The sequence below is a fragment of the Pseudomonas sp. TE3895 genome (assembly GCF_056278855.1).
Genome location: NZ_JBWBQE010000001.1, coordinates 2,709,523 through 2,728,745 on the forward strand (window position 1 = coordinate 2,709,523; position 19,223 = coordinate 2,728,745).

The 19,223-nt window shown below is 60.8% G+C and carries 14 protein-coding genes and 3 pseudogenes; 14 read left to right on the forward strand and 3 right to left on the reverse strand.

Features of this window, described 5'->3' with window-relative positions; all coding sequences use genetic code 11:
• Positions 1-61: 61 nt before the first annotated feature.
• From ACZ889_RS12270 to ACZ889_RS12280, 3 genes and pseudogenes are all read left to right on the forward strand, one after another.
• Complete coding sequence (locus ACZ889_RS12270; protein ID WP_180688597.1) at positions 62-496, forward strand: hypothetical protein; 435 nt, start codon at positions 62-64, stop codon at positions 494-496.
• Between the two features lie 129 nt (positions 497-625).
• Entirely contained in the window at positions 626-880 is a 255-nt protein-coding gene (locus ACZ889_RS12275) for a YkgJ family cysteine cluster protein (RefSeq protein ID WP_010954952.1), read from the forward strand.
• Positions 881-913: 33 nt separating this feature from the next.
• Positions 914-1,520 (forward strand): annotated as a pseudogene (locus tag ACZ889_RS12280) (START domain-containing protein).
• A 217-nt stretch (positions 1,521-1,737) separates the two neighbouring features.
• On the opposite strand, the gene gltA reads toward ACZ889_RS12280, so the two are convergent.
• Positions 1,738-3,027: a citrate synthase gene (gene gltA / locus ACZ889_RS12285; protein ID WP_003254218.1), complete on the reverse strand. Its 1,290-nt coding sequence runs from the start codon at positions 3,025-3,027 to the stop codon at positions 1,738-1,740.
• A 352-nt stretch (positions 3,028-3,379) separates the two neighbouring features.
• Here gltA and sdhC point away from each other — a divergent pair, with 352 nt between their 5' ends.
• From sdhC to ACZ889_RS12340, 11 genes and pseudogenes are all read left to right on the forward strand, one after another.
• Positions 3,380-3,766 (forward strand): succinate dehydrogenase, cytochrome b556 subunit, encoded by a 387-nt coding sequence (gene sdhC / locus ACZ889_RS12290; RefSeq protein WP_008091902.1) that lies wholly within the window; start codon positions 3,380-3,382, stop codon positions 3,764-3,766.
• Positions 3,760-4,128: a succinate dehydrogenase, hydrophobic membrane anchor protein gene (gene sdhD, locus ACZ889_RS12295; protein WP_003254214.1), complete on the forward strand. Its 369-nt coding sequence runs from the start codon at positions 3,760-3,762 to the stop codon at positions 4,126-4,128. The genes sdhC and sdhD overlap by 7 nt, the downstream gene beginning before the upstream one ends.
• Positions 4,129-4,131: 3 nt before the next feature.
• Positions 4,132-5,904, forward strand: a complete 1,773-nt coding sequence (gene sdhA, locus ACZ889_RS12300; protein WP_003254213.1) for a succinate dehydrogenase flavoprotein subunit — start codon at positions 4,132-4,134, stop codon at positions 5,902-5,904.
• Positions 5,905-5,915: 11 nt separating this feature from the next.
• Positions 5,916-6,621: pseudogene (locus tag ACZ889_RS12305) on the forward strand (succinate dehydrogenase iron-sulfur subunit).
• Positions 6,622-6,867: 246 nt separating this feature from the next.
• The gene (locus ACZ889_RS12310; protein ID WP_003254210.1) at positions 6,868-9,699 is read left to right on the forward strand and encodes a 2-oxoglutarate dehydrogenase E1 component; all 2,832 of its coding nucleotides are present in this window, start codon (positions 6,868-6,870) and stop codon (positions 9,697-9,699) included.
• A gap of 42 nt (positions 9,700-9,741) precedes the next feature.
• Positions 9,742-10,966: pseudogene (gene odhB, locus ACZ889_RS12315) on the forward strand (2-oxoglutarate dehydrogenase complex dihydrolipoyllysine-residue succinyltransferase).
• Positions 10,967-11,059: 93 nt separating this feature from the next.
• A complete protein-coding gene (lpdA, locus tag ACZ889_RS12320; RefSeq protein WP_003254207.1) occupies positions 11,060-12,496 on the forward strand; it encodes a dihydrolipoyl dehydrogenase in 1,437 nt (478 codons plus the stop codon).
• 171 nt (positions 12,497-12,667) lie between these two features.
• Positions 12,668-13,834, forward strand: a complete 1,167-nt coding sequence (gene sucC / locus ACZ889_RS12325; protein WP_003254205.1) for an ADP-forming succinate--CoA ligase subunit beta — start codon at positions 12,668-12,670, stop codon at positions 13,832-13,834.
• On the forward strand, positions 13,834-14,718 hold the full coding sequence (sucD, locus tag ACZ889_RS12330; protein WP_003254203.1) for a succinate--CoA ligase subunit alpha: 885 nt from the start codon (positions 13,834-13,836) through the stop codon (positions 14,716-14,718). Before sucC ends, sucD begins: the two co-directional genes overlap by 1 nt.
• Before the next feature lie 403 nt (positions 14,719-15,121).
• Positions 15,122-16,435, forward strand: a complete 1,314-nt coding sequence (gene brnQ / locus ACZ889_RS12335) for a branched-chain amino acid transport system II carrier protein (RefSeq protein ID WP_003254201.1) — start codon at positions 15,122-15,124, stop codon at positions 16,433-16,435.
• Positions 16,436-16,670: 235 nt separating this feature from the next.
• Positions 16,671-17,420 (forward strand): DUF599 domain-containing protein, encoded by a 750-nt coding sequence (locus ACZ889_RS12340; RefSeq protein ID WP_003254200.1) that lies wholly within the window; start codon positions 16,671-16,673, stop codon positions 17,418-17,420.
• Between the two features lie 27 nt (positions 17,421-17,447).
• On the opposite strand, the gene ACZ889_RS12345 is transcribed toward ACZ889_RS12340, so the two are convergent.
• Together ACZ889_RS12345 and ACZ889_RS12350 are read right to left on the reverse strand one after the other, a co-directional pair.
• The gene (locus ACZ889_RS12345) at positions 17,448-17,990 is read right to left on the reverse strand and encodes a hypothetical protein (RefSeq protein WP_004573639.1); all 543 of its coding nucleotides are present in this window, start codon (positions 17,988-17,990) and stop codon (positions 17,448-17,450) included.
• A complete protein-coding gene (locus ACZ889_RS12350) occupies positions 17,987-19,183 on the reverse strand; it encodes a PepSY-associated TM helix domain-containing protein (RefSeq protein ID WP_003254197.1) in 1,197 nt (398 codons plus the stop codon). Before ACZ889_RS12350 ends, ACZ889_RS12345 begins: the two co-directional genes overlap by 4 nt.
• Between the last annotated feature and the right edge of the window lie 40 nt (positions 19,184-19,223).

The following is a 19,223-nucleotide window of genomic DNA, read 5'->3' on the forward strand; positions in this document are numbered from 1 at the left end:
TTGCAAGCTGCCTGTGGAACAGGGAGCATACGCATTTTTCCTGCCAGTCTGTCCATTTGCCATGAACGCTTCGCGCTGCTTTGTCCTGATCGTGTGCCTTCTGCCGTTCTGCTGCCCGGTCGTCCCTGCCTTGGCTGGGCAACCGGCAAACCAGGCTCAGGCAGCTCAGGGTAAGCACGTGCCAAAAAAGGCGACAGCCAAGCCTGCACACAAGCCGGTCAGCAAAGCGGTTGCCAAGCCATTGCCCAAGACAAATCTGGACCTCAGCCTGCCCGTTGATATGGTCAACAACCTTGAGCCGAATGTGGGCACGCCCTCGCCAATCCAGCGGCGCAAACCTTTGTTGCCGCCCATGTTCACAGAAAAGCCAGTGACCAATGACAGTCCGTACCAGCTCAATGGCCGGCTGATCAACAACGAAATGCAGCTGCAACTGCGCAATGACAGCCGTCATGACGTGGAGGGCGCTGCCATCGATTTCGAGTATCGCCAATAGGCGCGAACTGACTGCCGGGTCACAGCAGATTTCATCGTGCCAGCAATTTCAAACGACTGTTTGAGCGGTTACTATCCGGGGACGTTCGTCCCGTTTTGTTCCAGGGAGTCCTGATTTTGGTGAATAGCCATGCAATGCCGTGAGGGTTGTGGTGCCTGCTGCATCGCCCCGTCCATCACTTCTGCGATGCCGCGAATGCCCAATGGCAAGCCGGCGGGTGAGCGCTGTCTGCACCTGACTGCGGCCAACCTTTGCGACCTGTTCGGCAAGCCTGAGCGGCCGGCGGTGTGCGGTGGTTTCAAGGCAGATGCCGAGGTGTGCGGCAGTGATCGTGACGAGGCAATCAGGATTCTTGGCTGGTGGGAGCAGATGACGGCGGCGTGACAGGCTGGATCTTCGACAACAAGGATAAACATGATGAGATCGTTCAAGCGTATTGCACTGCTGTGTGGTGTGGGTGTTCTGCTGTCGCCTGTGGCCTGGGCTGAAAACTGGCAAGTGGCCAAGGACGAGGACGGGATCAAGGTATCCCTCAGCGAAGTGGCCGGTTCCAAGTACAAGGCCTATCAGGGCGTTACTGTGATCAAGGCGCCGTTGGCCAAGGTGCAGGCGCTGCAGGAAGACGTGGCCGGTGCCTGTGCGTGGATTCACGAATGCAAGTCGCAGAAGCTGCTCAAACACGAGGGCGACCAAAGCTGGACCTACACCCAGTTCAATACGCCTTGGCCGGTGACCCCGCGTGATTCCGTGCTGCATATCACCACGGTGAAGGGGGCTGATGGCAGCCTGACCCGTAACCTGGTTGAAGAGCCGACCTATGTCCCGGAAGAGAAGGGCTTTGTGCGGGTGGCAAAGGTCCAGGGCTTCTGGAAGCTGGTGCCCAAGGGCGACAGCACCGAAGTGACTTACCAGGTGCACACTGAGCCGGGTGGCAGCGTGCCGGCGATGGTGGCCAACAAGTTCGTGGTCGATGCGCCGTTCAATACCCTGAAGGGGGCTGCGCGAGCGGGCTGAGAAAAACTGAGTTTTAACGCGGCGCGCGGTCTCTGTGGGAGCGGCCTTGCGTCGCGAATGGGGCGCGCAGCGGCGCCCGAATCTTAGGCTTACCGCAATATTGCGTGGGCTGCTTTGCAGTCCTTTCGCGACGCAAGGCTGCGCCCACAAAGGCCGAGCTGCGACCGGCAGGATTTACAATAAAAAAGGCTGCCCGAGGGCAGCCTTTTGCGTTCAGCGATCAACGCTTACTTGCGGTCTTTCAGGGCAACGATGTCGCGCTTCTGCTCGCCGGTGTACAGCTGGCGCGGACGGCCGATCTTGTACGGGCTGGAGAGCATTTCTTTCCAGTGCGAGATCCAGCCCACGGTACGTGCCAGGGCGAAGATCACGGTGAACATGCTGGTCGGAATGCCGATCGCCTTGAGGATGATCCCCGAGTAGAAGTCGACGTTCGGGTACAGCGAGCGCTCGATGAAGTAAGGATCGGTCAGGGCGATCTCTTCCAGGCGCATGGCCAGTTCCAGCTGCGGGTCGTTCTTGATGCCCAGCTCGCGCAGGACTTCGTCGCAGGTCTGCTTCATCACGGTGGCGCGCGGGTCGCGGTTCTTGTACACGCGGTGACCGAAGCCCATCAGCTTGAACGGGTCGTTCTTGTCCTTGGCCTTGGCGATGAATTTGTCGATGTTCGAAACATCGCCGATTTCATCCAGCATGGTCAGTACGGCTTCGTTCGCACCGCCGTGGGCCGGGCCCCACAGTGCAGCGATACCGGCGGCGATACAGGCGAACGGGTTGGCACCCGACGAGCCGGCCAGACGAACGGTGGAGGTGGAGGCGTTCTGCTCGTGGTCGGCGTGGAGGATGAAGATCCGGTCCATTGCCTTGGCCAGCACCGGGCTGATCGGTTTGATCTCGCACGGGGTGTTGAACATCATGTGCAGGAAGTTTTCCGCGTACGACAGGTCGTTGCGCGGGTACATCATCGGCTGGCCCATGGAGTACTTGTAAACCATCGCAGCCAGGGTCGGCATCTTGGCGACCAGGCGCACCGCGGAGATTTCGCGGTGTTGCGGGTTATTGATGTCCAGGGAGTCGTGATAGAACGCCGACAGGGCGCCGACCACGCCGCACATCACCGCCATCGGGTGAGCGTCGCGGCGGAAGCCGTTGAAGAAGGACTTCAGCTGCTCGTGAACCATGGTGTGGTTCTTGACGGTGCTGACGAACTGGGCCTTCTGCTCGGCATTCGGCAGTTCGCCGTTGAGCAGCAGGTAGCAGGTTTCGAGGTAGTCGGACTGTTCGGCGAGTTGCTCGATCGGGTAGCCGCGGTGCAGCAGGATACCTTTGTCGCCGTCAATATAGGTGATCTTCGACTCGCACGAGGCAGTCGCCATGAAACCTGGGTCGAAGGTGAAGTGACCAGTGGCCCCTAACCCGCGGACGTCGATTACATCAGGACCAACGGTGCCGGTTAAAATGGGCAGCTCGACGGGGGCAGCGCCCTCGATGACCAACTGCGCTTTTTTGTCAGCCATGTGGCCTCCTATTAATGCTTGAAATCATCAGACAGACCCCCCACGCAGGGCCCGCACCACTATAGAGGGATAAATTCAGATGTCAATTTGCCTAAAGGCTTGTTGAATCAGGCATTCAAGCCTGATTTTTCCCGAAATTCTCGCCCATTTACGCCTTTTGTTCATTAAAGGCAATGCGCTATTTGGGCTACCCCGTCACGTTGTCATAAGCAGCCTAACTGTCTATACTCGGCACCCGACCGCCAGGGGCTTGCAAGCCCGAACTGCTGGGGGTCGCCGTTCCCTGGGTGGTGGGTACCTGACCAGTACACTTACCAACAACTTTGCCCTGATTCGCTAGGGGCTCTTCAGTGTGAAAAAAGCCGTGAAAAGCCAACGACCTGTAAACCTAGACCTAAGGACCATCAAGCTCCCCGTCACTGCGTACACGTCCATCCTGCACCGTATCTCCGGCGTCATCCTGTTCATCGGCCTTGCCATCATGCTTTATGCACTGGGCAAGTCGCTGGGTTCCGAGGAAGGCTTCGGTGAGGTGAAGGCGTGTCTGACCAGCCCGCTGGCCAAGTTCGTGACCTGGGGTCTGCTGTCCGCCCTGCTTTATCACCTCGTGGCAGGTGTTCGTCACCTGATCATGGACATGGGTATCGGTGAGACGCTGGAAGGCGGCAAGCTGGGCTCGAAAATCGTGATCGTCATCTCCGTGGTGCTGATCGTTCTGGTGGGAGTTTGGGTATGGTAACCAATGTCACGAACCTGTCGCGTTCGGGCCTCTATGACTGGATGGCGCAGCGCGTTTCTGCGGTCGTTCTCGCGGCTTACTTCCTCTTCCTGATCGGCTACGTGGTCGCCCACCCAGGCATCGACTACACCCAGTGGCATGGTCTGTTCTCCAATAACGCGATGCGGATCTTCAGTCTGCTGGCCCTCGTTGCCCTGGGCGCTCACGCCTGGGTTGGCATGTGGACCATTGCAACCGACTACCTGACGCCTATGTCGTTCGGCAAGTCGGCAACTGCGATTCGTTTCCTGTTCCAGGCGGTATGCGGCGTTGCGATGTTCGCTTACTTCGTCTGGGGTGTGCAGATTCTCTGGGGTATCTGATCCATGGCTAGCATTCCAACCATTTCCTTCGACGCCATCATCATCGGTGGCGGCGGCGCCGGCATGCGCGCAGCGCTGCAACTGGCTCAAGGCGGCCACAAGACTGCCGTAGTCACCAAGGTCTTCCCGACCCGTTCGCACACCGTATCCGCCCAGGGCGGCATCACCTGCGCCATCGCTTCGGCCGACCCGAACGACGACTGGCGCTGGCACATGTACGATACCGTCAAGGGTTCCGACTACATCGGTGACCAGGACGCTATCGAATACATGTGTCAGGAAGGCCCGGCTGCGGTCTTCGAACTGGACCACATGGGTCTGCCGTTCTCGCGCACCGAAACCGGCCGCATCTATCAGCGTCCGTTCGGTGGTCAGTCCAAGGACTTCGGTAAAGGTGGCCAGGCCGCCCGTACCTGTGCCGCTTCGGACCGTACCGGTCACGCGCTGCTGCACACCCTGTACCAGGGCAACCTGAAAGCGGGCACCACGTTCCTCAACGAGTACTATGCAGTTGACCTGGTGAAGAACCAGGACGGCGCATTCGTGGGTGTGATCGCCATCTGCATCGAAACCGGCGAAACCCTGTACATCAAGTCCAAGGCCACCGTGCTGGCCACTGGCGGTGCGGGCCGTATCTACGCGTCCACCACCAACGCCCTGATCAATACCGGTGACGGTATCGGCATGGCCCTGCGTGCAGGCGTGCCGGTGCAGGACATCGAGATGTGGCAGTTCCACCCGACCGGTATCGCCGGCGCCGGTGTACTGGTCACCGAAGGTTGCCGCGGTGAAGGTGGCTACCTGATCAACGCCCATGGCGAGCGCTTCATGGAGCGTTACGCGCCGAACGCCAAAGACCTGGCCGGCCGCGACGTGGTTGCCCGTTCCATGGTCAAGGAAATCATCGCCGGCAATGGCGTGGGCCCGAACAAGGACCACGTACTGCTGAAGCTGGACCACCTGGGCGAGGAAGTGCTGCACAGCCGCCTGCCAGGTATCTGCGAACTGTCCAAGACCTTCGCCCACGTCGACCCTGTGGTCGCGCCGGTGCCGGTCGTGCCGACCTGCCACTACATGATGGGCGGCGTTGCCACCAACATTCATGGCCAGGCCATCACCATGGACGCCGACGGTCAGGATCACATCATCCCGGGCCTGTTCGCCGTAGGTGAAGTGGCGTGCGTATCGGTTCACGGTGCCAACCGCCTGGGCGGCAACTCGCTGCTCGACCTGGTGGTGTTCGGCCGTGCTGCCGGCCTGCACCTGGAGAAGGCGCTGAGCGAAGGCGTGGAATACCGCGACGCCAGCGACACCGACGTCGATGTTGCCCTGAACCGCCTGAACAAGCTCAACGAGCGTACCAGCGGTGAAGACGTTGCCAGCCTGAAGCGCGAGCTGCAGAGCTGCATGCAGAACTACTTCGGTGTATTCCGTACTGGCGAATACATGCAGAAGGGTATCGAGCAACTGGCCGGTCTGCGTGACCGTATCGCCAACGTCAAGATCAACGACAAGTCCCAGGCCTTCAACACCGCGCGTATCGAAGCGCTGGAGCTGCAGAACCTGCTGGAAGTTGCCGAAGCTACCGCCATCGCGGCGGAAGCCCGTAAAGAGTCCCGCGGCGCTCACGCCCGTGAAGACTTCGAAGACCGTGACGACGAAAACTGGCTGTGCCACACCCTGTACTACCCGGGTGAGAAGCGCGTTGCCAAGCGCGGCGTCAACTTTGCGCCGAAGACTGTTCCAGCCTTCGAACCAAAAGTCCGGACTTACTAAGGGTGGCTGCTATGTTGAAAGTCGAAGTTTATCGTTACAACCCGGACACCGACTCGGCGCCAAAAATGGAGTCGTTCGACGTCGATACCGGCGGCAAGGACCTGATGGTGCTGGATGTATTGGCACTGATCAAGGAAAAGGACGAGGGTTTCTCGTACCGTCGCTCCTGCCGTGAAGGCGTTTGCGGTTCCGACGGCATGAACATGAACGGCAAGAACGGCCTGGCCTGCATCACCCCGCTGTCGGCGGTGGTGAAGGGCGGCAAGCTGGTTCTGCGTCCTCTGCCAGGCCTGCCGGTCATTCGTGACCTGGTGGTCGATATGAGCATCTTCTACAAGCAGTACGAGAAGGTGAAGCCGTTCCTGCAGAACGACACCCCGGCCCCGGCCATCGAGCGCCTGCAGTCGCCGGAAGACCGTGACAAGCTGGACGGCCTGTACGAGTGCATCCTGTGCGCGTGCTGCTCGACTTCCTGCCCGTCGTTCTGGTGGAACCCGGACAAGTTCCTGGGCCCGGCAGCCTTGCTGCAAGCCTACCGCTTCCTTGCCGACAGCCGCGATACCAAGACTCAGGAGCGCCTGGCGTCCCCTGGATGACCCGTTCAGCGTATTCCGCTGCCGCGGGATCATGAACTGCGTAAACGTTTGCCCGAAAGGTCTGAACCCGACCAAGGCAATCGGTCACGTACGTAACATGCTGCTGCAAAGCGGCACCTGATACAAAGCGTTGTACCTGCAGTAAGCCGAGGTGCGGGTGGTGAGCCCGCACTGAGGTAAAACCCGAACAAGGGCCCACAAAGCCCGCGTTCATTACCTATGAAGATATGAGACCAGCAGGGGCTTTCCGGGCTGGTACCCGGAAAATCAGCAGGATCCAGGTGGCGTGGTTCAGTCGCTGTTTTCGGACTTTTCCAGGTTTGCTGTGGCTCTCGCCGATCAGTCCCCTAATCGAGGGTGACCAAGCATGCAAGAAAGCGTGATGCAGCGCATGTGGGATAGCGCCCACCTTTCAGGTGGTAACGCTGCATATGTGGAAGAGCTCTACGAGCTCTACCTGCACGACCCTAACGCTGTGCCAGAAGAGTGGCGCACTTACTTCCAGAAGTTGCCAGCCGACGGCAGCACCGCTACTGATGTATCGCACTCGACAATCCGCGACCATTTCGTACTGCTGGCAAAGAACCAGCGCCGCGCCCAACCGGTTTCCGCCGGGAGCGTGAGCAGTGAACACGAGAAGAAGCAGGTTGAAGTTCTGCGACTGATCCAGGCCTATCGTATGCGCGGCCATCAGGCTGCCAAGCTCGACCCGTTGGGGTTGTGGCAGCGCCCTGCGCCCGTAGACCTGTCGATCAATCACTACGGCTTGACCAATGCCGATCTTGATACGACCTTCCGTGCCGGCGACCTGTTCATCGGCAAAGAGGAGGCGAGCCTACGCGACATCTTCGATGCACTCCAGAAGACATATTGTCGCACCATTGGCGCCGAATTCACCCACATCGTCGATTCCGAGCAGCGCAGCTGGTTCCAGCAGCGCCTGGAAAGCGTGCGCGGCCGTCCGGAGTTTTCCGCTGACGTGCAGGCCCACCTGCTCGAGCGCGTGACCGCCGGTGAGGGCCTGGAAAAGTACCTGGGCACCAAGTACCCGGGCACCAAGCGTTTCGGCCTTGAAGGCGGCGAGAGCCTGATTCCGATGCTGGATGAAATGATCCAGCGTTCCGGCTCTTACGGCGCCAAGGAGGTCGTGATCGGCATGGCCCACCGTGGCCGCCTGAACGTGCTGGTGAACACCTTCGGCAAGAACCCGCGCGAGCTGTTCGACGAGTTCGAAGGCAAGAAGATGAACGAGCTGGGCTCCGGTGACGTGAAGTATCACCAGGGCTTCTCCTCGAACGTGATGACCCCGGGTGGCGAAGTGCACCTGGCCATGGCGTTCAACCCGTCCCACCTGGAAATCGTTTCGCCGGTGGTCGAGGGTTCGGTGCGCGCCCGTCAGGACCGCCGCAACGACACCGTTGGCGACAAGGTGCTGCCGATCTCGATCCACGGCGACGCTGCGTTCGCTGGCCAGGGCGTGGTCATGGAAACCTTCCAGATGTCGCAGACCCGCGGTTTCAAGACCGGCGGTACCGTGCACATCGTGATCAACAACCAGGTTGGTTTCACCATCAGCAACCCACTGGATGCGCGCTCCACCGAGTACGCGACCGACGTTGCCAAGATGATCCAGGCACCGATCCTGCACGTGAACGGCGATGACCCGGAAGCCGTGCTGTTCGTCACCCAGCTGGCCATCGACTACCGCATGCAGTTCAAGCGTGACGTGGTCATCGACCTGGTCTGCTACCGTCGCCGTGGCCACAACGAGGCTGACGAGCCGAACGGCACCCAGCCGCTGATGTACCAGCAAATCAGCAAGCAGCGCACTACCCGTGAGCTGTATGCCGAGCAGCTGATCCAGGCCGGTCGCATCGACGCCGAGCGCGCTCAGGCCAAGATCGACGAGTACCGCAACGCGCTGGACAATGGCCTGCACGTGGTGAAAAGCCTGGTCAAGGAGCCGAACCGCGAGCTGTTCGTCGACTGGCGTCCGTACCTGGGCCATGCCTGGACCGCGCGTCACGACACCCGTTTCGACCTCAAGACCCTGCAGGATCTGTCGGCCAAGCTGCTCGAGCTGCCGGAAGGTTTCGTGGTCCAGCGTCAGGTGTCGAAGATCTACGAAGACCGTCAGAAGATGCAGGCCGGTGGCTTGCCGATCAACTGGGGTTATGCAGAGACCATGGCTTACGCCACCCTGCAGTTCGAAGGTCACCCGATCCGCATGACCGGCCAGGACATCGGCCGTGGCACCTTCTCGCACCGTCACGCGGTGCTGCACAACCAGAAGGACGCCAGCACCTACATTCCGTTGCAGAACCTGTTCCCTGGCCAGCCACGTTTCGATCTGTACGATTCGTTCCTGTCCGAGGAGGCGGTACTGGCCTTCGAATACGGCTACTCCACCACCATGCCGAACGCGCTGGTGATCTGGGAAGCCCAGTTCGGCGACTTCGCCAACGGTGCGCAAGTGGTGATCGACCAGTTCATCACCAGTGGTGAGCACAAGTGGGGCCGCCTGTGTGGCCTGACCATGCTGCTGCCACACGGCTATGAAGGGCAGGGGCCGGAGCACTCCTCCGCGCGTCTGGAGCGTTACCTGCAGCTGTGCGCCGAGCACAACATCCAGGTCTGCGTACCGACGACGCCGGCACAGATTTACCACCTGCTGCGTCGCCAGGTCATTCGCCCGCTGCGCAAGCCGCTGGTCGTCCTGACGCCGAAGTCGCTGCTGCGCCACAAGCTGGCCATCTCGACCCTGGAAGACCTGGCAGAAGGCTCGTTCCAGACCGTGATCCCGGAAATCGACGCAATCGATCCGGCCAAGGTCGAGCGTCTGGTGCTGTGCAGCGGCAAGGTCTACTACGACCTGCTGGAAAAACGCCGTGCCGAAGGCCGCGAAGACATCGCCATCCTGCGTATCGAGCAGCTGTATCCGTTCCCTGAGGACGATCTGGTCGAAATCCTCGCCCCTTACACCAACCTCAAGCATGCGGTCTGGTGTCAGGAAGAGCCGATGAACCAGGGTGCCTGGTACAGCAGCCAGCACCACATGCGCCGTATCCTGGGCCGCCACAACAAGGCACTGGTCCTGGAATACGCAGGTCGCGACGCTTCTGCCGCGCCAGCCTGTGGTTACGCTTCGAAGCACGCCGAACAGCAGGAAAAACTGCTGCAAGACGCCTTCACTGTCTAACGCCTTCGCGCACCTGAAACCGAATTTAAGGAAACACAGATAATGGCTATCGAGATCAAAGCCCCAACCTTCCCGGAATCGGTTGCCGATGGCACCGTTGCCACCTGGCACAAGAAGCCGGGCGAAGCCGTCAAGCGTGACGAGCTGATCGTCGACATCGAGACTGACAAGGTTGTCCTGGAAGTACTGGCGACTGCCGATGGCGTGCTGGGCGACATCGTCAAGGGCGAGGGCGACACCGTCCTGTCCGACGAATTGCTGGGTTCGATCGTTGAAGGCGGTGCTGCCGCCGGCGCCTGCCGCGGCCGCCGCACCTGCAGCTGCTCCGGCCGCTGCCAGCGCTGACGCCGGCGAAGATGACCCGATCGCTGCCCCAGCTGCGCGCAAGCTGGCTGAAGAAAACGGCATCGACCTGGCTACCGTGGCAGGCACCGGTAAAGGCGGTCGCGTCACCAAGGAAGACGTGGTTGCTGCTGTTGCCAACAAGAAGTCGGCTCCTGCCGCTGCACCGGCTGCCAAGCCTGCCGCTGCTGCCGCTGCCCCGGTTGTCGTCGCCGCTGGCGACCGTACCGAGAAGCGCGTGCCGATGACCCGCCTGCGTGCCAAGATCGCCGAGCGTCTGGTCGAAGCCCAGTCGAACATGGCGATGCTGACCACCTTCAACGAAGTGGACATGACCGAAGTCATGGCCCTGCGTTCGAAGTACAAGGACCTGTTCGAGAAGACCCACAATGGCGTGCGCCTGGGCTTCATGTCGTTCTTCGTCAAGGCTGCTACCGAAGCGCTGAAACGCTTCCCGGCTGTCAACGCCTCGATCGACGGCAACGACATCGTCTACCACGGCTTCGCCGACGTCGGTGTTGCCGTGTCCAGCGACCGTGGCCTGGTGGTGCCGGTGCTGCGTAACGCCGAGTCGATGAGCCTGGCTGAAATCGAGAACGGCATCGCTACCTTCGGCAAGAAGGCCCGTGACGGCAAACTGTCCATCGAAGAGATGACCGGTGGTACCTTCACCATCACCAACGGTGGCACCTTCGGTTCGATGATGTCGACCCCGATCGTCAACCCGCCGCAGGCCGCCATTCTCGGCATGCACAACATCATCCAGCGCCCGATGGCCATCAATGGCCAGGTCGTGATTCGCCCGATGATGTACCTGGCGCTGTCGTACGATCACCGCCTGATCGACGGCAAGGAAGCGGTAACCTTCCTGGTCACTATCAAGAACCTGCTGGAAGATCCGTCCCGCCTGCTGCTGGACATCTAACCCTCTGGCTGCGTACCGTGCCAGGCCTGGCTTCGCGAGAAGCCATGCCGCGCGGTTCGCGGCTTGTAGCTTGTAGCTGATAAGGAATCTTTTATGACCCAGAAATTCGACGTAGTGGTAATCGGTGCAGGCCCAGGCGGCTATGTAGCTGCCATCAAGGCCGCACAACTTGGTCTGAAGACTGCCTGTATCGAGAAGTACACCGACGCCGAGGGCAAGCTGGCCCTGGGCGGCACCTGCCTGAACGTAGGTTGCATTCCTTCCAAGGCGCTGCTGGACAGCTCCTGGAAATACAAGGAAGCCAAAGAGAGCTTCAACGTCCACGGTATCTCCACTGGCGAAGTGAAGATGGACGTGGCCGCGATGGTTGGCCGCAAGGCGGGCATCGTCAAGAACCTGACCGGTGGCGTTGCCACCCTGTTCAAGGCCAACGGCGTCACTTCGATCCAAGGCCACGGCAAGCTGCTGGCCGGCAAGAAAGTCGAAGTCACCAAGGCTGACGGCACCACCGAAGTCATCGAAGCCGAGAACGTGATCCTGGCTTCCGGCTCGCGCCCGATCGACATTCCGCCGGCCCCGGTCGACCAGAACGTCATCGTCGACTCCACCGGCGCCCTGGAATTCCAGGCCGTACCGAAGCGCCTGGGCGTTATCGGTGCAGGCGTGATCGGCCTGGAGCTGGGCTCGGTATGGGCTCGCCTGGGTGCTGAAGTGACCGTCCTGGAAGCCCTGGACACCTTCCTGATGGCTGCCGACACCGCCGTGTCGAAAGAAGCTCAGAAGACCCTGACCAAGCAAGGCCTGGACATCAAGCTGGGCGCTCGCGTCACCGGCTCGAAAGTCAACGGCAATGAAGTCGAAGTGACCTACACCAACGCCGAAGGCGAGCAGAAGATCACCTTCGACAAGCTGATTGTTGCAGTCGGCCGTCGCCCGGTGACTACCGATCTGCTGGCTGCCGACAGCGGCGTGACCATCGACGAGCGTGGCTACATCTTCGTCGACGATTACTGCGCCACCAGCGTTCCTGGCGTGTACGCCATCGGTGACGTGGTACGCGGCATGATGCTGGCCCACAAGGCTTCCGAAGAGGGCATCATGGTCGTTGAGCGCATCAAGGGCCACAAGGCCCAGATGAACTACGACCTGATCCCATCGGTCATCTACACCCACCCGGAAATCGCGTGGGTCGGCAAGACCGAACAGGCCTTGAAGGCCGAGGGCGTTGAGGTTAACGTGGGCACCTTCCCGTTCGCGGCCAGCGGCCGTGCGATGGCTGCCAACGACACCGGTGGTTTCGTCAAGGTCATCGCCGATGCCAAGACCGACCGCGTTCTGGGTGTTCACGTGATTGGCCCATCGGCTGCCGAACTGGTGCAGCAGGGCGCAATCGCAATGGAATTCGGCACCAGTGCCGAGGATCTGGGCATGATGGTCTTCAGCCATCCAACCCTGTCCGAAGCGTTGCATGAAGCAGCGCTGGCGGTGAATGGCGGCGCCATTCACGTGGCCAACCGTAAGAAGCGTTAATTATAAGAAACCACGGCGGGCTGCCCGTCGTGAGTCTTGCGTGCATGACTCACCGCGGAAAGTCCGCCGGACCGGATCACACGGGAAACCCGGGGTCAACGGTCACAGGTGGTGCGGCGCCACTGATGGCGCAGCGCCGAAGCGCAGTACCTAACGAAGACGGTAAAAAGCATGAATCTTCACGAGTATCAGGGTAAGCAGCTGTTCGCTGAATACGGCCTGCCAGTTTCCAAGGGTTTCGCAGTCGACACCCCTGAGCAAGCTGCAGAAGCCTGCGACAAGATCGGCGGGAACGAGTGGGTTGTAAAAGCCCAGGTTCACGCGGGTGGTCGCGGTAAAGCGGGCGGCGTAAAGCTGGTTCGCAGCAAGGAAGACGCCAAGGCGTTCGCTGCACAGTGGTTGGGCAAGAATCTGGTTACCTACCAGACCGATGCCAACGGTCAACCCGTCTCCAAGATTCTGGTCGAATCCTGCACTGACATCGCCAAAGAGCTGTACCTGGGCGCTGTAGTCGATCGTTCGAGCCGCCGTATCGTGTTCATGGCTTCCACCGAAGGTGGCGTGGACATCGAGAAAGTCGCTCACGAAACGCCTGAGAAAATCCTCAAGGCCACCATCGACCCACTGGTCGGCGCTCAGCCGTTCCAGGGTCGCGAGCTGGCTTTCCAGCTGGGCCTGGAAGGCAAGCAAGTTCAACAGTTTGCCAAGATCTTCGTTGGCCTGGCCAAGCTGTTCAAGGATCATGACCTGGCGCTGCTGGAAGTGAACCCGCTGGTGATCAAGGCCGATGGCGACCTGCACTGCCTCGATGCCAAGATCAACATCGACGCCAACGCCATGTACCGTCAGCCGAAGCTGAAAACCTTCCACGACCCGTCGCAGGACGACGCCCGTGAAGCCCACGCTGCCAAGTTCGAACTGAACTACGTTGCCCTTGAAGGCAACATCGGCTGCATGGTCAACGGTGCCGGCCTGGCCATGGGTACCATGGACATCGTCAACCTGCACGGCGGCAAGCCGGCCAACTTCCTCGACGTTGGCGGTGGTGCTACCAAAGAGCGCGTTACCGAAGCGTTCAAGATCATTCTGTCCGACAGCAATGTCGCGGCCGTTCTGGTCAACATCTTCGGCGGCATCGTTCGCTGCGACATGATTGCCGAAGGCATCATTGGTGCAGTGAAAGAAGTCGGCGTTAAAGTTCCGGTCGTCGTTCGCCTCGAAGGCAACAACGCCGAACTGGGCGCTAAAGTACTGGCAGAAAGCGGTTTGAACATCATTGCGGCAACCAGCCTGACCGACGCTGCTCAACAAGTTGTCAAAGCTGCGGAGGGCAAGTAATGAGCGTCCTGATCAATAAAGATACCAAAGTCATCTGCCAGGGCTTCACCGGCTCGCAGGGTACTTTCCACTCCGAACAGGCCATTGCCTACGGCACCAAGATGGTCGGCGGCGTAACCCCAGGCAAGGGTGGCACCACCCACCTGGGCCTGCCGGTGTTCAACACCGTCAAGGAAGCCGTGGAAGCTACCGGCGCTGACGCTTCGGTCATCTACGTACCGGCTCCGTTCTGCAAAGACTCGATCCTGGAAGCTGCCTTTGGCGGCATCAAGCTGATCGTCTGCATCACCGAAGGCATTCCTACCCTGGACATGCTGGATGCCAAGGTCAAGTGCGACGAGCTGGGCGTGACCCTGATCGGCCCTAACTGCCCAGGTGTCATCACCCCGGGCGAGTGCAAGATCGGCATCATGCCAGGCCACATCCACTTGCCAGGCAAGGTCGGTATCGTTTCGCGTTCCGGCACCCTGACCTACGAAGCTGTGAAGCAGACCACCGACGCCGGCTTCGGCCAGTCGACCTGCGTCGGCATCGGCGGTGACCCGATCCCAGGCTCCAACTTCATCGACATCCTGAAGCTGTTCCAGGAAGACCCGAAGACCGAAGCGATCGTGATGATCGGTGAGATCGGCGGTTCGGCTGAAGAAGAAGCCGCGGCCTACATCAAGGCCCACGTCACCAAGCCTGTCGTTTCCTACATCGCCGGTGTTACCGCACCTGCGGGCAAGCGCATGGGCCACGCTGGCGCCATCATCTCCGGTGGCAAGGGTACTGCGGACGAGAAGTTCGCCGCCCTGCAGGACGCGGGTGTGAAAACCGTGCGTTCGCTGGCTGACATCGGCAAGGCCCTGGCCGAGCTGACTGGCTGGGAAGCCAAGAAGTAATACTGCTACACCCCCCACGCGCACAGAGGCCACCTTCGGGTGGCCTTTGTCGTATGTGGGGTTCGTAGGAGCGGGTTTACCCGCGAAGAGGCCGGTGCTGGCGATAGAGATTCTTCGACAGGTTTAATAGGAATTTTCACGCAGACGAATGTTTCAATCCGAGGATAATGCCTGCTGTCCTCGGTCGCGCAGACGACAAACATGTACGCACATCGGACAAGCAGCACTGTGCCAGTGCGTTTGACTGACAAAACAGTTACATTACGCGTTCACTCTGTGCCCGTACCCCAAAAGGGAACGACACGCTAAACGGGTCTGGCCTATCAAGCCGGGCAGCATTTCCCCTTACCCAAAGGGAAATCCCCTCTCGAATCCCGATTTCAGCAGTGTGGTACTACCTTAAATGAAAGTTCTCAAAGGCCAGGATATCCTGGCGCTTGGCTTTATGACGTTTGCGCTTTTCGTGGGTGCAGGCAATATCATCTTCCCGCCTATCGTCGGCCTGCAGTCTGGCCCGCATGTATGGATGGCTGCACTGGGCTTCCTGGTGACTGCCGTCGGCCTGCCGGTCATCACCGTGGTCGCCCTGGCCAAGGTCGGTGGCGGCATGGATGCCCTGAGCAGCCCGATCGGCAAGTTCTTCGGTGGCTTGCTGGCTGCTGTGTGCTACCTGTCGGTAGGCCCACTGTTCGCCACCCCGCGTACCGCGACCGTGTCGTTCGAAGTGGGCGTTGCACCGCTGACCGGTGAAAGCCCGCTGGCGCTGTTCATCTACAGCCTGGTGTACTTCATCGTCGTGCTGGCCGTGTCCATGTACCCTGGCAAGTTGCTCGACACCGTGGGCCGCTTCCTGGCACCGTTGAAGATCATTGCCCTGGCCGTACTGGGCATCGCTGCCTTCGCCTTGCCCGCCGGTACCATCGGTGACGCACAGCCTGCTTATGCCGCCGCTGCGTTCTCCAAGGGCTTCTCCGATGGCTACCTGACCATGGATACCCTGGGTGCCCTGGTGTTCGGTATCGTCATTGTCAATGCCATTCGCTCGCGCGGTGTCGAGTCGCCGAGGCTGATTACCCGCTACGCCATCATCGCCGGCCTGATCGCCGGTGTCGGGCTGGCCCTGGTTTACATCAGCCTGTTCCGCCTGGGTGCCACCAGCCACGACATCGCGGCGGACGCCACCAACGGTGCGGCGGTGCTGCATGCCTACGTACAGCACACCTTCGGCTCCCTGGGCAGCGGCTTCCTGGCCGTGCTGATCGCGCTGGCCTGCCTGGTGACCGCGGTTGGCCTGACCTGTGCCTGCGCCGAGTACTTCAGCCAGATCCTGCCGCTGTCGTACCGCGCGCTGGTGGTGATCCTCGCCGGCTTCTCGCTGCTGATTTCCAACCTTGGCCTGACCAAGCTGATCATGTTCTCGATCCCGGTGCTCACCGCCATCTATCCGCCGTGCATCGTGGTGGTTGGCCTGAGCTTCGTGAAAGACCTGTGGAACTCGCCAACGCGCATCCTGGCACCGGTGATGCTGGTATCGCTGTTGTTCGGCATGGTCGATGCGATCAAGGGCAGCAGCCTTGCCCACGTGTTGCCAGACTTCATGGCGCACCTGCCATTGAGTGATGCCGGCATGGCCTGGCTGGTACCTTCGGTGGTGACCCTGGTGGGTGCCGTGGCCTGCGACCGCATGCTCGGCAAGCCGCGCGAGGCGCTGGCCTGACCGGACAAGTCGAAGCCTGAGGGCGGCACCGGCCACAAGCCGAAGGGTGCCCGCCAAGGGTGAAAACAAGAGAGCCCCGTCTCCGAAAGGATGCGGGGCTTTTTGCTGTTTGCCTGTTTCGGCCGCTTCGCAGCAGGTAATGCATTTTTCAGTGTGCAGGTGTGCCTTTTGCCGCTTGCCAGCGTCGAAATCCGGTCCCTATCCTTTAGGCACATGGCCCTTTCGGTAACCCTGCATGAACTTCATCCAAAGCAACCTCAACAACCTGCTGGCCATCGCCTGGTTCGCCCTGTGCTGGGGTGGCTATACCCGCTATGCGATCTGGAAGGGGCGCGACACCGCGTGCCTGGCCAGTGTGCTGCACTTGTACCGCGAAGACTGGATGCGCCGCATGCTGCTGCGCGACAACCGCATCGCTGATGCCAGCGTGATCGGTAACCTGGAGCGCAACGCTTCGTTCTTTGCCTCCAGCACCCTGATCATTCTGGCTGGCATCCTCACCGTGCTCGGTGCCTCCGACCGGGCACTGTCGTTGCTGGCCGACCTGCCGCTGGTTCAGCAAACATCCCAGGGCATGTCGGAGATCAAGCTGCTGTGCCTGGCCATGGTATTTGTCTATGCCTTCTTCACGTTCAGCTGGTGCATGCGCCAATACAACTTTGCCGCCGTGCTGGTGGGGTCGGCGCCGATGATCGGCGAACGGCTGGTCAATGAGCTGGAGCGCAAGGCGTTCGCCTCCCGCGCGGCGCGGGTGCTGTCACTGGCCGCCAACCAGTTCAACTTCGGCCTGCGCTCGTATTACTTCGGCATGGCCATGCTGACCTGGTTCATCAGCCCTTGGCTATTCATGGTGGTGAGTGTGGGCGTGGTATTGATCCTGTACCGCCGTGAGTTCCATTCCGATGTACTGGAAGTGATGGTCTTCACGCCCACTGAAAGCGCCCCCACGGACGCGGGCAAGGAAAGCGCCGCTGGCAACGCTTGACCCGATCAGGGGGCGCCGCCGGGTTGTCTAGCGGCTGCCAACCTGCGCCTGCAGCCAGGCAACTGTCGCCGGCGAGGCCTGGCTGAGGGGGATCGAAGCCTGGTGCACGCTGCCATCCCAGCCTTCCATGGTGATCCACAATTCAGCGTTGGGTCGGGTCTTGGCCGGAACCGGGACGGAAGCGCCCATGCTGTAGGGTGAACCGAAGAAGATGCTCCCGGCCGCGCGCAGGCTGCGAGGCTTACCCACCCGCAGGTAGGTGGCCTTCACTTCGCCGATACAGTGGTTGCACAGCGCCGCACTGAAACTCTTGAAATACCCGGCCGGGCCTTCCTGGCGGGGCGCCGACGCACGGAATTCGGCCAGGCGCAGGCTCCATGGGCCCACTGCGACCACACCCGCCTCACGCTCACCCAGCCCGGCTTCACCTTTGAACAACGCCTGGTCGGCAAAATACCTGGGCATGAACCCCAAGGGGATGAGTATCAGCAGGATGTTCAGGTGAAAGCGCCATTTCAGCCACAGGCGGCGTGAGGCAGAAGGTGCGTCGGTGGTGGTGGCTCGGCTCATCGGGCGGTCTCCGGCAGGTGGGCGTCTTGCGCGGCGTTGGCCGTTGGTGCGCTGCGCGGCTTGCGTTTCAGTGCGGCTGCAGTGGCCTGTGCGGTGCGCTTGCTCCAGATCAACAGGCCGCTGAGCACCATCAAGGTCAGCACCAGGCCAAAAACGAACCAGATCATCTTGACCCACAGCCCGCCGAAGTCGCCTGTGTGCAACGGGCGCATGGATTCGGTGACGAACTCCAGCGACGTGCGATCATCCAGGGTGTGCGAGGTGGCGACCACGCCTGTGTACGGGTTGATGCTGGCGCTCTGGAACATCAGCGGGTACCAGCCGCGGCCACGGATGTTGAAGGTGTCATAGGCATTGCCGGGCAGGCGCACGAAGGATGCCTCGAAGCCGGGGATCTGCGCCTTCACCGTTTCGATGGCATGCTCCAGGCTGACCAGCCGGGGCGCTTCGCCAGCCTGCAGCAGCGGTACGTCCTCGCGGGCCACCACGGCGGGGACGTCGCGGCTTGAGATCGAGATGTGGTTGTCGGCCAGCAACGCCTGGATCAGGAACCAGGTGCCGGTGATCGCGATCACGGCAATGAACCAGATCGACCAGATACCGCTCAGGCGATGGAAGTCACCCCAGAAGATGCGCGCACCTTGGCGAAAGCGCAGGGTAGGTTTCAGAAAGCCTTTCCAGAAGCGCTTGTAGACGACCAGGCCGGTGACCAGCGAGGCAAGCATCGGCAAGCCCAGCAGCGAGACCAGGTACCACCCCCACGGGTAGCCGTTGCCGAAAGGTACCAGCCACCAGCCATGCAAGGCGCGAGTGAACTGGCGGAAGTCGAAGGAAGGGCTGATGCCCTGGATCTTGCCTGTATAGGGGTTCACGTAGAGGTTCTGGGTGGTGTTGTCCGGTTGCACCACCTGCACCTGCAGCGCGAAGTGCGACTCGTCCGGGCGCATGATGTATTGCACATCCAGATCGGGGCGGGCTTCACGCAGGGCCTTGAGCACCTGGTCGTAAGTCAGCAGTGGCGCATCATCGCTCGGCTTCGCCGCGCGTATCTCCGGTTTGGCCAGCCACACCAGCTCTTGGCTGACCACTGCCAGGGTGCCGGTGAAGCAGACGATCAGCACGAAGAACCAGATGGGCAGGGCCAGCCAGCTGTGAACCAGGAACCAGAGTTTCGAGCGTGACTTTTTGGACATAGGGGCCGGTGCCTTGTGGTTTGGGGGGCTTGCGCGTCGA

What these genes read in the sequence shown, in the direction of transcription:
- ACZ889_RS12270 (WP_180688597.1), top strand. Translation starts at nt 62, where the DNA reads ATGAACGCTTCGCGCTGCTTTGTCCTGATCGTGTGCCTTCTGCCGTTC.
- ACZ889_RS12275 (WP_010954952.1), top strand. Translation starts at nt 626, where the DNA reads ATGCAATGCCGTGAGGGTTGTGGTGCCTGCTGCATCGCCCCGTCCATC.
- gltA (WP_003254218.1), bottom strand. Translation starts at nt 3,027, where the DNA reads ATGGCTGACAAAAAAGCGCAGTTGGTCATCGAGGGCGCTGCCCCCGTC.
- sdhD (WP_003254214.1), top strand. Translation starts at nt 3,760, where the DNA reads ATGGTAACCAATGTCACGAACCTGTCGCGTTCGGGCCTCTATGACTGG.
- sdhA (WP_003254213.1), top strand. Translation starts at nt 4,132, where the DNA reads ATGGCTAGCATTCCAACCATTTCCTTCGACGCCATCATCATCGGTGGC.
- ACZ889_RS12310 (WP_003254210.1), top strand. Translation starts at nt 6,868, where the DNA reads ATGCAAGAAAGCGTGATGCAGCGCATGTGGGATAGCGCCCACCTTTCA.
- lpdA (WP_003254207.1), top strand. Translation starts at nt 11,060, where the DNA reads ATGACCCAGAAATTCGACGTAGTGGTAATCGGTGCAGGCCCAGGCGGC.
- sucC (WP_003254205.1), top strand. Translation starts at nt 12,668, where the DNA reads ATGAATCTTCACGAGTATCAGGGTAAGCAGCTGTTCGCTGAATACGGC.
- sucD (WP_003254203.1), top strand. Translation starts at nt 13,834, where the DNA reads ATGAGCGTCCTGATCAATAAAGATACCAAAGTCATCTGCCAGGGCTTC.
- brnQ (WP_003254201.1), top strand. Translation starts at nt 15,122, where the DNA reads ATGAAAGTTCTCAAAGGCCAGGATATCCTGGCGCTTGGCTTTATGACG.
- ACZ889_RS12340 (WP_003254200.1), top strand. Translation starts at nt 16,671, where the DNA reads ATGAACTTCATCCAAAGCAACCTCAACAACCTGCTGGCCATCGCCTGG.
- ACZ889_RS12345 (WP_004573639.1), bottom strand. Translation starts at nt 17,990, where the DNA reads ATGAGCCGAGCCACCACCACCGACGCACCTTCTGCCTCACGCCGCCTG.
- ACZ889_RS12350 (WP_003254197.1), bottom strand. Translation starts at nt 19,183, where the DNA reads ATGTCCAAAAAGTCACGCTCGAAACTCTGGTTCCTGGTTCACAGCTGG.